This window comes from Salinicola sp. MH3R3-1 (genome assembly GCF_001937155.1).
GTDB classification, from domain to species: domain Bacteria; phylum Pseudomonadota; class Gammaproteobacteria; order Pseudomonadales; family Halomonadaceae; genus Salinicola; species Salinicola halophyticus.
The window spans coordinates 155,105-169,064 of sequence record NZ_MSDP01000011.1; the positions used below are offsets into that span (position 1 = coordinate 155,105).

Below are 13,960 nucleotides of genomic sequence, written 5' to 3' on the forward strand. Positions count from 1 at the left end.
CAGGGATGCTGCGATGCGAAACAATCAACCCGTGCTCGACCAGGAGTTCGCGATAAGCGACTCGGATTATCTTATTTCGCGAACCGATCTGACAGGCAGGATCACCTATGCCAACCCGGCTTTCGTCAGGGTCAGCGGTTTTAGCCGGGAAGAGCTGATCGGCGCCCCGCATAACCTGGTCCGACATCCGGATATGCCGCCGGCGGCTTTCGCGGATCTCTGGAAGACGTTGGAGAAAGGCGAGAACTGGACCGGGGTGATCAAGAACCGGCGCAAGGATGGATCGCATTACTGGGTCCAGTCGACTGTTACCCCCATCATCGAAGACGGCAAGATCGCCGGTTACACCTCGGTGCGAGTCAAGGTCGCCGATAAGCCACGCCAACTGGCGGAAAAGCACTATCCGCAGCTGCTGGCCGGTCGCAGGCGTGGCGTCAAGCTCGACCATGGCGAGTTGAAGCCGCGAGGGCTTGTCCCGGCGATTCGACGTCTCAGCCTGCGCTCGCTGAAAGGGCGGCTGATTTCGATGATGGTGCTGGCGTTGATCGTGCTGGCCGGTAGCGGCGGCGTAGCGATGTATGCGATGCATGCGGATGGTCAGCGTCTGCAGCAGCTGACCACCAATGGATTGGAAGACCTGGCGCGACTCCAGAAAATCGATCAACTGATGTCGAAGGGGCGAGATCTGGTCGACAAGCCGGTCAGCAACCCGATGGCTGCCGACCTGGCACCGGTCAACGAGCAGGTCGATGCGCTCATCGCCGAACTGAACGGGACCTGGGATGCCTTCTACCAGGATCGTCCCGTCAACCAGACGCCGGCCGCGGAGACCTTCGCCGCCGATCTTCAGCAGTACCGTGACGAAGGCCTGAAAGGGGTGATGGAGGCGTTGAACGGGGGCGACTTCTACCAGTCCTACGTCGCCTACAACGACGTGCTGGCGGCCAACAGCGACAAGATCAGCACCGACCTGAATGCGCTGGTCGAAGCGAAGCGTGAGAGTGGGGCTACCATGGCGGCGAGTGCTGCCGAATCCCAGCGTATCACGATGATCTTCCTGATCTCGCTGCTCGGAGCCGGCGCCATCCTGTTGATCATCGTGGGGCTGACGACCATACGCGCAACGCTCAAGCCGGTTCGTGAAGCCTTGGACTTCGCGCTGCAGATCGCCTCGGGCAATCTCGGCGCGACGCTGAAACAGCGCGGCAATGACGAAGTGGGGCGGCTGATCGGGGCGCTCAACAGCATGCGCCAGAGCCTCGGCACGATCGTCGGCGACGTCAATTCGAACGTCGCGGTGGTGGCCCCGGCGACCCGGGATATCGCCAGCGGCAACGAGGATCTCTCCTCGCGGACCGAGCAGCAGGCTGCCTCGCTGGCCGAGACCGCCAGCAGCATGGAGCAGATGACGGCGACCGTGAAGCAGAACGCCGACAACGCCCGTCAGGCCAGTCAACTGGCCGATGGCGCTACCGATACGGTGCGTCGCAGCGGCGAGGTGATGGGACAGGTCGTAGGTACGATGGGTCGCATCACCGACAGCTCGCGCAAGGTGGCGGATATTGTCGGCGTGATCGATTCGATCGCGTTCCAGACCAATATCCTGGCGCTGAACGCTTCCGTCGAGGCCGCGAGAGCCGGCGAACAGGGCCGCGGATTTGCCGTGGTGGCCGGAGAAGTGCGCAATCTTGCCAGTCGCAGCGCCGACGCAGCCAAGGAGATTCGCAATCTGATCGACAGCTCGACTCAGGAAGTCGGTCACGGCGCCGATCTGGTCCGTCAGGCCGAAGGGTCGATCGAGGAAGTCGTCAACGCGGTGACTCGCGTCAACGATATCATCAGCGAAATTTCCGCCGCCTCCGAAGAGCAGACCAGCGGTATCCAGCAGATCAGCCAGGCCGTCGCGCAGATGGATGAAGTGACCCAGCAGAACGCCGAACGCGTGCAGACGACGGCTTCCTCCGCGGCCGAACTGCGCGCCAGTGTCGACCATCTTGCAACGTCCATCGCCGTCTTCCGGTTGGCGGGCAGCGGAGAAGAACGGGTGGTCGTCGGCGAGCATCGGGCACCGCGCGAGCCCGTTGTCACCCCTCGGCATCGTCCGACGAACAAGCCGGTCGAGTTTATCGAGAGCCCTCGTCGTGCGGTGACGGATGACAACCAGGAGTGGGAATCATTTTGAAATCCGAGCCAGCCAGGTTCTCAGCCCCAGATCCCACTGGGAGCGTCGATGGGAATGCCGTGCGCTTTACCCGGGATCTCGATTTTACCTCGCGGGACTTCGAGCGGGTCCGGGATTTGATTTACCGCCGTGCCGGTATCGTCATGGCGGAGAACAAGCGGGAGATGGTGTACAGCCGGCTGGCCAAGCGCCTGCGACTGCATGGCATGACGCGTTTTGGTGACTATCTGGACCGGCTGGAGGGACGAGCCGAGTCCGAGGAGTGGGAGGCTTTCACCAACGCTCTCACCACCAATCTCACGGCGTTCTTTCGCGAATCCCATCACTTCCCGGTGCTGGCCGAGGAAGTACGCCGACGCGGTACCGGTATCAAGATCTGGTGCGCCGGGGCCTCGACCGGGGAAGAGCCTTACTCCCTGGCAATGACGGTGAGAGAAACGCTGGGCCCGGCGGCCTCGCAGGTGAAGATCCTGGCGACCGATATCGATACCGAGGCATTGAATACCGCGCGCGCCGGCGTCTATGCGTTGGAAACAGTGGAAAAGCTCGGTGAGGTTCGCTGTCGGCAATTCTTTCAGCGTGGCAGTGGCAGTCGTGCCGGCAAGGCTCGAGTGCGACCTGAACTGGCGGCGATGATCGATTTTCGTCCGTTCAATCTGGTCACCGGATCATGGTCGATCAACGGTCCTTTCGACATCATCTTCTGTCGCAACGTCATGATCTACTTCGACAGAGAGACGCAGACGAACATCCTGCGGCGATTTTCCGCCCAGATGAAGCCGGATGGTCTGCTGTTCGCCGGTCACTCCGAGAACTTCTCCTTTCTGAGTCAGGCTTTTCGTTTGAGAGGTCAGACCGTTTACACATTGGCATCACCCCCGTCGCGGGCGATGCCGGACGCCTCACGCTAGGGAGTGAGCGGTGAAACCGACGATCAAAGTGCTCTGTGTCGATGACTCGGCGCTCATTCGTGACCTGATGACCAAGATCATCGACGCCCAGCCCGACATGACCGTGGTGGCCACGGCGCCGGATCCGCTGGTCGCCCGTGACCTGATCAAGCAGCACAACCCCGACGTGTTGACGCTGGACGTCGAGATGCCGCGCATGGACGGTCTGGATTTTCTCGAGCGGTTGATGCGACTGCGCCCCATGCCGGTGCTGATGATTTCGTCGCTGACCCGGCGCGGCTCCGAGATTACGCTGAGGGCGCTGGAGCTGGGCGCGGTGGACTTCGTGGCCAAGCCGGAAGTCGGCATTCGTGAAGGCATGCTGGAGTATGCCGACTTGATCGCCGACAAGATCCGCGCCGCCGCGCAGTCTCGACCGCAACCGCTTCAGCAACATCGAGCAGCGACACCAGCGGCGCCACCGCGGGTACTCAAGGCGCCAATTCTCTCCAGCGAGAAGATCATCATTATTGGTGCCTCCACCGGGGGTACCGAAGCGATCCGTCAGGTCATCGAGCCATTGCCGGCCAACAGTCCTGCGGTGTTGATCACCCAGCACATGCCGGGCGGCTTCACCCGCTCCTTCGCCGAGCGTCTCGACCGACTCTGCCGTGTCACGGTCAAGGAGGCGGAAGCGGGAGAGCGCGTGTTGCCCGGACACGTTTACATCGCGCCGGGCGACTGGCACATGCGGCTGGCGCGTTCGGGCGCCAACTACGTGATCGCGCTCGACGAGAGCCCACCGGTGAACCGTCACCGGCCCTCGGTCGATGTGCTGTTCGAGTCCGCGGCAACCTGTGCGGGGCGCAACGCTCTGGGTGTCATCCTCACCGGCATGGGCCGTGACGGTGCGGTCGGCCTGCTGAAAATGCGCGAGGCCGGCGCGCATACCGTGGCGCAGGACGAAGCAAGCTGTGTGGTCTTCGGCATGCCCAAGGAGGCGATCGCGCTCGGCGGAGCGGCGGAGGTCATTGCGCTGACCGATATTGCCGGCCATCTGGTTCAGCAGATGCACCTGGCGGGACGCGCGCAGCGCGTATAGACAGCACCTGTAAAGCGAACGGTCATGCTGCCGATAATTCACGGCATGCCCGCCTAACGAATCGAAGAGGAAAGACGATGGCTGACAAGAACATGAGCATTCTGGTGGTGGACGATTTCCCGACCATGCGTCGGATCGTCCGCAGCCTGCTCAAGGAGCTCGGATTCGAGAACGTAGAAGAGGCCGAGGACGGTCAGGAAGCGTTGATCAAGCTACGAACCGGCGCGTTCGAGTTCGTGGTCTCCGACTGGAACATGCCCAATCTCGACGGTCTGGAGATGCTCAAGGAGATCCGGCAGGACCCCCAGCTCTCTTCGCTGCCCGTGCTGATGGTGACGGCCGAAGCCAAGAAAGAGAACATCATCGCAGCCGCCCAGGCAGGCGCCAACGGCTATGTGGTCAAGCCTTTCACCGCCGCCACGCTCGAAGAAAAGCTCAACAAAATTTTCGAAAAACTGGGCAAGTGACGCCTACGGAGGGTAGATCATGAGTGGTGCCAACCCTCAGACCAGCGTGGCGGAAAGTGCGGCTCCCGACGACCTGATTCGCCGTATCGGCCATTTGACGCGCATGCTGCGCGAGAACATGCGTGAGCTGGGCCTCGACAAGGAGGTGGAGAAGGCTGCCCAGGCGATTCCCGATGCCCGCGACCGGCTCAGCTACGTTGCGTCGATGACCGAGCAGGCGGCGGAACGCTCGTTGAACGCCATCGACAACGCCCAGCCGCTGCAGAACGGGCTCGAGCGCGAGGCGATCGCTCTCGACGAGCGGTGGGATTCGTGGTTCGCCGAACCCAAAGCGCTGAACGAGGCCAAGGCGCTGGTGAAGGACACTCGTGCCTATCTTCAGGATGTGCCCAAGAAGACCAGTGCCACCAACGCGCAGCTGCTCGAGATCATGATGGCCCAGGATTTTCAGGATCTCACCGGGCAGGTCATCAAGAAGATGATGGAAGTGATCCACGAGATCGAGCAGCAACTGGTGCAGGTGCTGATCGACAACGCCCCAGAGGGTGCCGAACGTCGGGACTCGGCGAATCCGACGGCTGCGAAACCCAACTCGCTGCTCAATGGACCGCAGGTCAATCCCCAGGCTGCCGATGTCGTCAGTAGCCAGGACCAGGTCGACGATCTGCTCGATAGCCTGGGATTCTGAGCGCGCCAGTCGCAACTGACAGACCCCGTTGTACATCCTACCTTCCGAAATAGCAGGGTCTTACTCCTGCTATTTCTCCCTTTGCCATGTCGTCACTCCCAGCAGAATAGCGCCCACGGATTCATGTCGCCGATAGTGGCGGCGACGGTGGCGATGACTGTGGTGGAGTGCGCCCTTGGCCGAGCAGAACGACAGTGATCAGGAAAAGACCGAACCGGCCACACCCAGGCGAATCGAAAAAGCGCGTGAGGAAGGACAGGTGGCGCGTTCGCGCGAGCTCGCCACCTTTCTGTTGCTGGTCAGCGGCGTCATGGGTCTGTGGTTCCTGGGCAACCATCTCTACGGCGAGCTCTCCATCGTCATGGAGCAGGCGTTCATGTTCGATCACGGGCTGGCGTTCGACACCTCCCGCATGCTCAGCCATGTCTGGCTGCTGGGCCAGAATACCCTGATCGCGTTATTGCCGTTGTTCCTGCTGTTCACGGTCGCCGCGATTCTGGGACCGACGATGCTGGGCGGCTGGCTGCTGTCGGCAAAATCGCTTCAGCCTCAGTTGAGCAAGCTCAATCCGCTCAAGGGGCTGAAGCGGATGTTCTCGAGTCAGGCGCTGGCGGAACTGGGCAAGGCCATTGCCAAATCGGTGCTGGTGGGGGGCGTTGCCGTGGCCTATCTCTGGGCTCAGCGCGGCACGCTGCTCGGCCTGATGGAGATGCCGATTCAGCAGGCTCTGGCCACGGCGATGCGTCTGGCGGCCATCGGCTGTGCGCTGATCGTCACCTCGATGATCTTCGTCATTCTGATCGATGTGCCGTACCAGCTCTGGAGCCACAACAAGAAGCTTCGCATGAGCCGCGAAGACATCCGCCAGGAGCACAAAGAGTCGGAAGGCGACCCGCACGTGAAAGGGCGCATCCGCTCCCAGCAGCAGGCGATGGCGAGACGACGCATGATGAGCAAGGTGCCGACCGCCGACGTGATCGTGACCAACCCGACCCACTACGCGGTGGCATTGAGCTACCAGCAGGACTCGATGGCGGCGCCGAGGGTCATTGCCAAGGGGGCCGAGCAAGTGGCGGCCAGAATCCGCGAGCTCGGCGACGATAACCGGGTGCCACGGCTGGAAGCACCGCCACTGGCTCGCGCGCTCTACCATCACGTCGATCTGGAGCAGGAAATTCCGGGCGATCTCTATACCGCGGTGGCCGAGGTATTGGCCTGGGCGTTCCGGCTCAAGCAAGTAGAAACCGAAGGCGGCGACATGCCGCCGGCGCCACGGGATCTGACCGTGCCACCGGCGTTCGATGATGCCGTACCCGATTCATCCAAGGAGAGTGAATGAACGCGCTCACCCAGTGGTTCGGTCAGCGCAAATGGCCGGGCGAAACGCAGTACAAGGTGCTCGCTGGCCCAGTCCTGATCATCATGATTCTGTCGATGATGATCCTGCCGCTGCCGCCATTCGCGCTCGATCTGTTCTTCACTTTCAATATCGCGCTGTCGATCATGGTGCTTCTGGTCAGCATGTTCACCCAGAAGCCGCTGGATTTCGCGGCCTTTCCGGCGGTCCTGCTGTTCTCGACGCTACTACGCCTGTCGTTGAACGTGGCATCGACCCGTGTCGTGCTGATGGACGGGCATGAGGGCGGTGATGCCGCGGGTAAGGTGATCGAGGCGTTCGGCGAGTTCCTGATCGGCGGTAACTTCGCCGTGGGTCTGGTGGTGTTCCTGATCCTCGTCGTGATCAACTTCATGGTCATCACCAAGGGTGCCGGACGTATCGCCGAAGTCGGTGCGCGTTTCACCCTGGATTCCATGCCCGGCAAACAGATGGCGATCGACGCCGATCTCAATGCCGGGCTGATCGGTGAGGAAGACGCCCGGCGGCGCCGCACCGAGATCAATCAGGAATCGGAGTTCTTTGGCTCCATGGATGGCGCCAGCAAGTTCGTCCGCGGCGATGCCATGGCCGGCTTGCTGATCATGGTGATCAACCTCATCGGCGGGTTGATGATCGGGGTAGCGCAGCACGGGTTGCCATTCGGGGAAGCGGTCAAGACCTATACCTTGCTGACGGTCGGCGATGGTCTCGTCGCCCAGATTCCCGCACTGGTGATCTCGACGGCAGCCGGTGTCACGGTATCCCGGGTCAACACCGACCAGGACGTGGGTCAGCAGCTGTTGAGTCAGCTCTTCAACAACCCGCGAGTGATGTATCTCGCCGCCGGCGTGATGGGGCTGCTGGGGATGATCCCGGGCATGCCGAACGTGGTGTTTCTGTTGTTTGCCGCCCTTCTCGCGGGGCTTGGCTGGTGGATTTCGCGGCGCGAAGAGGAACTGGCGGTTCGCGCGGTGGACGAGAAGGCGCCACCGACCGTCCAGGAGACTCCGGAGGCCAGTTGGGACGATGTGCAACTGGTCGATACGCTGGGGCTGGAGGTTGGGCATCGGCTGATTCCGCTGGTGGATCAGCGTCAGAAAGGCGAGCTGCTGGGCCGCATCAAGAGCGTGCGCAAGAAATTCGCTCAGGATGTCGGCTTTCTGCCCTCGGTGGTACACATCCGCGACAATCTCGAACTGAGTCCCAACGCTTACGTGATTACCCTCAAAGGCGTCGAAGTCGGTCGCGCCGAGGCGTTTCCGGGCAAGTGGCTGGCGATCGATCCGGGCCAGGTTTCCGGCGCGATCGACGGTACCAGAACCCAGGACCCGGCGTTTGGCCTGACCGCCTACTGGATCGACACGGCGCAGCGCGAGCGGGCACAGATCTATGGCTACACCGTGGTCGACGCCAGCACCGTGGTCGCCACTCATCTCAATCATCTGCTGCACGAGAATGCCGGCGACATGCTGGGGCGGGCCGAGGTCCAGCAGTTGCTGGACAAGGTCGGTGAACAGCAGAAGTCGCTGGTGGATGACGTGGTGCCCAAGCTGCTGGCACTGACCTCGCTGCAGCGCATTCTGCAGAATCTGCTGGCCGAAGACGTGCCGATTCGCGATATGCACACGATTCTCGATGTGCTGGCGGAATATGCGCCGCAGCAATCGGATGCCAACGATCTCACCGCGCTGGTGCGGGTGGCGTTGGGTCGAGCGATCACCCAACAGTGGTTCCCGGGTCGCGAGCCGATGCACGTGATGAGCCTCGAACCCAGGCTGGAGCAGGTGCTCACCCAGGCGCTCAATAACGGCGGTGCGCTGGAGCCTGGCTTGGCTGACACGCTGATGCAGCAGACCGCGGCGGCGGTCGAACGTCAACAGAGTCGCGACGAACCCACCGTGCTGGTCGTGCAGCACGGGTTGCGGGCGCTGCTGGCCCGTTTTCTGCGCCGCCAAATCAAGTCGTTGGTGGTGCTTTCCCAGGCCGAGATTCCCGACGATCGCAACCTGCGGGTCACCACGACCATCGGCACGGCGCCGTGATCCGGGGTAAACCGTCTTTCAGGGTTTGGCCTTTGAGTGCCATGGCGCTGATGGCGATCCTCATGGTGGGGTGGGACGTGCCAGTCTGGGCGGCCGACGGCTCGTGGGTCGTGAAGATCCCGCGTCAGACGGTGTTTGTCTCCGATCGGCCGATGGAGAGCGAGCCAATCCAGCCGCTGACGGCGATGAACGGTGCCGAAATTGCGGGGGTTCGCTGGACGTTTCGGACCAGCGTGTCGGCACCGGGGCTCAAGCTATGGCTGTGTCAGGCCGATCGGTGTCAGCGGCTGACCCGGAATCGCGGCGAAACCCAGCACTTTTCGGGTCGCTCCGCGGCGGCCCCATTCCGGTTGCGATTTCAATGGTCCCCCGATTCGCACCATGGCACCAGACTGGTGATATCCGACGCGCAGCTGATCGTCGACTATCGGCAGTGACAATACGACGAGCTGACGGCAGTGGAAATGGCGGTAACGCCACGGCCAAACAGTCGAAATAGCCACCTGAAGGCGGGCAGTTTGCGCGCTCGGGGTGACGATCACACGGCATAATGAAAGCCTGGGTCAGGCATTCCATGACCGTAGGTGTTTTGCACGAGGCCATTCGATGTATACCGCACAGGGCAAAATCGATCAGACGGCACTGATTGAGCAGTACATGCCGATGGTAAGGCGCCATGCGCTCTCCCTTCAGGTACGCCTACCGGCCAGCGTCGAACTCGATGATCTCATCCAGGCCGGTATGCTGGGCCTGCTGGACGCCCTGGGGCGCTACGACGACTCGCATGGGGCCAGCTTCTCGACTTACGCCAATCAGCGGATCCGCGGAGCGATGATCGACGAGCTGCGCAGCCGGGACTGGATGCCACGTAGCGTGCGGCGCAGTGCACGGGCGCTGGATCAGGCCGTGCGCCGGTTGGAGCAGCAGCTGGGCCGGGCGCCGGACGAGCGGGAAATCGCCCGGGAAATGGGCGTTTCGAGTGACGATTATCATCGGCTGCTGGCGGATGCCAACAACGGCTTTCTGCTGGCTTACGACGAGAGCGACAACGAGAACGGCATTGCCACGGTCGCCGAATCAAGCTCGCCGTCGCCGCTTGCGGCACTTCTCGATTCGGATAATCGCGCCAGCGTGATGGCGGCAATCGATGCCTTGCCGGAGCGGGAAAAGCTGCTGTTGGGGCTCTACTATCAGGAAGAGCTCAACCTCAAGGAAATCGGTGCGGTGCTCGGCGTCAGTGAATCCCGCGTCTGCCAGCTGCACAGTCAGGCAGTGGCCCGTCTGCGAAGCCGTCTGAATCCCTGATCATCACCTGATACGAAAACGCCGCTCGAACCGGCCGCCTGACGCGGACCTGGCCGGATCGAGCGGCGTTTTTGCGTACCGGGATCACTCGGTGATCGACGCCGTCGTCGACGCCGTCGTCGAGGCCGTGCGGATCTCATCGGCTACCTGCTGGCCCACCTGATCCCAGACGGCGCCTAACGTGCGCACCAACGCCGGATAACCGTCGTCGCTCAAGGGTTGCGTGACGTCGAAGTGGTGCTGTGCCACCAGCCGATTGCCGTTATGCAGCTGCCACTCTCCCGAGGCCACGGCCTGGCCATCGTAGCGCCCCTGGAACTGGTCGACGCTCAGCGTCAGGCGCTGTGCATCGGAACCACTCTGCGCCGCGCTCAGCACGGTCATGCCGGGTAGATTGGCCGTCAACGACTGGCGCAGGCGCCGCGTCAACTGGTGGCTCAGTTCTTCTGCCCACAGGTTCTGGTTGGCCGCGGCGAGCTCGATATCGCTGATCTGCATCACGATGCCCTCCTGATCGAGGTAGCTTGCCACCTCGACCGGGCTTACCGCCAACTGTCGAATGTCTGCTGTCGTTCTCGCCTCTGTCGTCGACGATGACTGCGCGCCATCGGCCTCCGGCAGGGTAAAACGATTGGTCGGCGTGGATTGCACGGCGCAGCCCGTCAGCACGACGGTGGATAGGGCTACGGCGGACAGCGCCAGCAGGGTGGTGGCGCCGAAACGGCGCCAGCGAGGCAGAGTGGTCGTCATCATTGGGGAGCCCTCGGCACGGGATCGGTTTTGACTTCGCGGTCGAAAATCAGCGCGTTGGGTTTCTCGCTCAAGGTCTTGGCGACCGGCTGGAGATCTCGCATCAGGACCTCCAGCTGTTTGAGCGTGTCGTTCAACTGACGATAACCGGAAGAACCGGAAGAGAAGCCGTCGAGCGTACCCTGCAGTTCCTTCAGCGTGTCGTTGATATTGCTCGGCAGCTGCTGGGTGGCCGGATCGGAAACGATGCCGTTGACCGACTCCGCAATCTGGCGCACCTGCTCGAGCGTCTGCTGTGAGGTCTGCATGGTCTGATCCAGACGAGTGAGAATCGGCTCGACCTGCAAGTTGTTGAGCTTGTCGAGCAGACTCGAAACCTTCTGTTCGATCTGCGCGAATCCGCCGGAGACGGTCGGGAAGACCGGTTTGCCGTCGAACTTCAGCGCTTTATAGGCCGAGGCGTCGTCGTCGAAGTTGAGATCGACGAACAGCGCGCCCGTCAGCAGGTTGCCCGCCTTGAGCGTAGCGCGGAGTCCGTATTCCGAGAACATGGTCTCGAAGCGATCGCGCACTTCCTGATCGTCGACGTCCTTATTGACATCCTGATTGCTGTCCAGGCGCTGCGGCTCGATCCGGATCAGTATCGGTATCGCGAACTGGGTCAACGAGTCGGGCTGCGGCGCGGTGAAATGCCACGGCACGCTGACCACGGTGCCGACACGGACGCCGCGATATTCCACCGGCGCACCTCGGCTGAGACCGCGGACCGTGTCATCGACCAGCATCACGTACTCGATGTACTGATCGTAAGTGCCTTCGCGGGCGCTCTCTTCGTTGTTGTAGAGGGTATAGGTCGCATCCTGCTTGGCGGCGTCGCCGCGATTGACGTCTTCCGGGACGCCGAAGGTCACGCCGCCGCTGATTAGCGTCTCGAACGAATCGAGGTTGACGTTGACGCCTTCGGAATCGAGCTGTACGTCGATGCCCGAAGAGCTCCAGAAGCGGGTGGTATCGGTGACCAGGCTGTCGTAGGGCGACTGGATGAAGATGCGGTGGCGCATTTCACGCTTCTCGGGATCGAAATCGGTGCTCTCGACACGGCCGACGGTATAACCCTGATAGGTGATCGGGTCCCCTGCGCTGAGCGAATTGCCCACCTGACTGACCAGGTTGATACGCAGTCCCGGAGCGTCGGGCGGGGCGACAGGTGGCTGCTCCAGGACATCGAAGCTGTCCTGAGCCTCGTCGCTCTTGCCGGGAGCGAGTTGAATATACGCGCCGGACAGCACGGTGTTCAGGCCGCTGATACCTTCGCGTCCGATGCGGGGCTTGACCACCCAGAAACGCGTATCGGCGTTGAGCATACGTGACGCGTCGTTGGACATGCGCGCCGTGACCACGGTATGTGACAGATCGTCCGACAGGCGCACGGCTTCGACGTGGCCGACCTGGACGTTGCGAGTCTTGATCAGCGTCTTGCCGGCCTCGATGCCTTCCGCATTGTCCATGTTCAGGGAAATCAACGGCCCGCGACTGGAGAAGTTGTCCCAGACCATCCAGGCGCCGATCAGCGCAGCCAGCAGGGGCACTATCCAGATCGGGGAGAGCCGCGATTGCGACACTCGTTTGGCGCGTTGCATCGAATCAGGCATCGTCGACTTCCTTGACAGGCGAATAGGGGGATTGTCGCTTGAGCGAGGCCGGCATGTGCGGCTGCATGTTGCGCGCATCCCAGATCAGGCGAGGATCGAAGCTGTTGGCGGCCAGCATGGTGATGACCACGACCGCAGAAAAAGCCAGTGCCGCCGGCCCCGGCGTGATCGACAGCAGCGACCCGGCGTGCACCAGCGAGATCAGAATGGCGACCACGAAGACGTCGATCATCGACCAGCGACCGATCAGCTCGGTGATCCGGTAAAGTGTCTGGCGCTTGTGCTTGAATCGGGACTCGCCCCGGCGGCGTACCGTGATGCAGAGCCAGGCCAAGGCAAATACCTTGCCGATCGGCACCACGACACTGGCGGTGAAGATGATCAGGGCAATGGGCCAATCGCCGTGACCTAGAAAGATCAATACGCCACCGACGATGGTCGAGGGCGTCGAGTCGCCCAGTGAGGTCGTGGTCATGATCGGGTAGAGATTGGCCGGAATATAGCAAAGCGTTGCCGCGATCAGCAGCGCCCAGGTCTTTTGCAGGCTATGCGGACTGCGAAAGCGTAGCGGCTCCCCACAGCGCTGGCAGCGCCCGCGCCCGAAGTGGTTGAGCCGACTCACGAGCCCGCAGGTCGGGCAACCGGTGAGCGCCTGTTCGGCGGCCGGCTGCCCCGGGCGGCAGCCCTCCGGTGCCAGCGGTTCCCCCGCCAGCGAGAACCACATCCAGTCCGAATCGATCGAACGTGTGGTCAGCAGCAGCAGCAGGGCGTAGACACAGAAGGACCAGAACGATGGCCCCAGATCGACCGAGGCCATGCCGGCGATCTTGATCAGACTGACGAGTGCGCCGACCACGAAGACATCGGCCATCATCCAAGGCCCCAGATGCGAAAGCGCGCGTGCGATCCGGTAGCTTCGAGGCAGCGGCCGGCGTTGCAGCAGACCGAGATGTAGCCAGATGACCGCCAGCAGATAGAAGGCGGGCAGCACGATGATGGTCAGCAGCACCAGAATACCCACGAAGGGTTCGTGCTGTGTGACCAGACTGGCCGAGGTATCGGTCAAGCGAATGGCATTACTGACGCCACGTGCCTCGAAACTGATGAACGGAAAGCCTATCGCCGCCAGCAGTGCGATCAGCGCGCTGATCGCGAAAGCGAGGCTGCGTTCCGCCGGCCGAAAGTGGCGATGGCTCAGCGTGTGGTCGCAGCGCGGGCAACTGGCGCGCTGGCCGGGCCGCAAGGGTGGCAGTGCTACCAGAAGGTCACATTCATGGCAGGCACGAAGACGCCGCCGCGTGCGCGTAGGCGTCAGAAAGGTCGCCTTCTTGGTGCCGTTGTCATTCGAGGCTGTTGCCAAATCGATACCTAGTGCAGGACAGAATCGTAAGGGGTGACGCAGTCTGTATCGGTCAGGTTACACTCTAACATACACTCATGCATGTTTAGTTTTGGAACTACTCGGAGCGAATGCGTGACACACTTGCAAAGTCGCGGAAATGCT

12 protein-coding genes are annotated in these 13,960 nt (G+C 62.1%); 9 read left to right on the plus strand and 3 right to left on the minus strand.

All coding sequences use genetic code 11. The annotated features are described in order from the left end of the window. Positions 1-13: 13 nt before the first annotated feature. The 9 genes from BTW08_RS08440 (at position 14) to BTW08_RS08480 (ending at position 10,054) form a co-directional block, all read left to right on the plus strand. Positions 14-2,182, plus strand: a complete 2,169-nt coding sequence (locus BTW08_RS08440) for a PAS domain-containing methyl-accepting chemotaxis protein (RefSeq protein WP_075562072.1) — start codon at positions 14-16, stop codon at positions 2,180-2,182. Positions 2,183-2,241: 59 nt separating this feature from the next. Further along, on the plus strand, positions 2,242-3,093 hold the full coding sequence (locus BTW08_RS08445) for a CheR family methyltransferase (RefSeq protein WP_246837675.1): 852 nt from the start codon (positions 2,242-2,244) through the stop codon (positions 3,091-3,093). A gap of 10 nt (positions 3,094-3,103) precedes the next feature. Next, on the plus strand, positions 3,104-4,174 hold the full coding sequence (locus tag BTW08_RS08450; protein ID WP_075562074.1) for a chemotaxis response regulator protein-glutamate methylesterase: 1,071 nt from the start codon (positions 3,104-3,106) through the stop codon (positions 4,172-4,174). A 77-nt stretch (positions 4,175-4,251) separates the two neighbouring features. Further along, positions 4,252-4,641, plus strand: coding sequence for a chemotaxis response regulator CheY (cheY, locus tag BTW08_RS08455; protein ID WP_075562075.1), 390 nt, complete (start codon positions 4,252-4,254; stop codon positions 4,639-4,641). 19 nt (positions 4,642-4,660) lie between these two features. Beyond that, entirely contained in the window at positions 4,661-5,329 is a 669-nt protein-coding gene (cheZ, locus tag BTW08_RS08460) for a protein phosphatase CheZ (RefSeq protein WP_075562076.1), read from the plus strand. A 175-nt stretch (positions 5,330-5,504) separates the two neighbouring features. Continuing rightward, on the plus strand, positions 5,505-6,668 hold the full coding sequence (gene flhB, locus BTW08_RS08465; RefSeq protein WP_075562077.1) for a flagellar biosynthesis protein FlhB: 1,164 nt from the start codon (positions 5,505-5,507) through the stop codon (positions 6,666-6,668). Further along, positions 6,665-8,749, plus strand: a complete 2,085-nt coding sequence (gene flhA, locus BTW08_RS08470) for a flagellar biosynthesis protein FlhA (RefSeq protein WP_075562078.1) — start codon at positions 6,665-6,667, stop codon at positions 8,747-8,749. The genes flhB and flhA overlap by 4 nt, the downstream gene beginning before the upstream one ends. A 41-nt stretch (positions 8,750-8,790) precedes the next feature. Continuing rightward, positions 8,791-9,186, plus strand: a complete 396-nt coding sequence (locus tag BTW08_RS08475; protein WP_075562079.1) for a flagellar protein FlhE — start codon at positions 8,791-8,793, stop codon at positions 9,184-9,186. 169 nt (positions 9,187-9,355) lie between these two features. Continuing rightward, the gene (locus BTW08_RS08480; RefSeq protein ID WP_075562080.1) at positions 9,356-10,054 is read left to right on the plus strand and encodes an RNA polymerase sigma factor FliA; all 699 of its coding nucleotides are present in this window, start codon (positions 9,356-9,358) and stop codon (positions 10,052-10,054) included. An 84-nt stretch (positions 10,055-10,138) separates the two neighbouring features. Here BTW08_RS08480 and BTW08_RS08485 read toward each other — a convergent pair whose 3' ends face one another. The 3 genes from BTW08_RS08485 to BTW08_RS08495 are packed head-to-tail and all read right to left on the minus strand — an operon-like array spanning position 10,139 to position 13,816. Next, on the minus strand, positions 10,139-10,807 hold the full coding sequence (locus BTW08_RS08485) for an ABC-type transport auxiliary lipoprotein family protein (protein ID WP_083627762.1): 669 nt from the start codon (positions 10,805-10,807) through the stop codon (positions 10,139-10,141). Then, positions 10,804-12,456 (minus strand): intermembrane transport protein PqiB, encoded by a 1,653-nt coding sequence (pqiB, locus tag BTW08_RS08490; RefSeq protein ID WP_075562081.1) that lies wholly within the window; start codon positions 12,454-12,456, stop codon positions 10,804-10,806. The genes BTW08_RS08485 and pqiB overlap by 4 nt, the downstream gene beginning before the upstream one ends. Next, a complete protein-coding gene (locus tag BTW08_RS08495; RefSeq protein WP_083627763.1) occupies positions 12,449-13,816 on the minus strand; it encodes a paraquat-inducible protein A in 1,368 nt (455 codons plus the stop codon). The genes pqiB and BTW08_RS08495 overlap by 8 nt, the downstream gene beginning before the upstream one ends. Between the last annotated feature and the right edge of the window lie 144 nt (positions 13,817-13,960).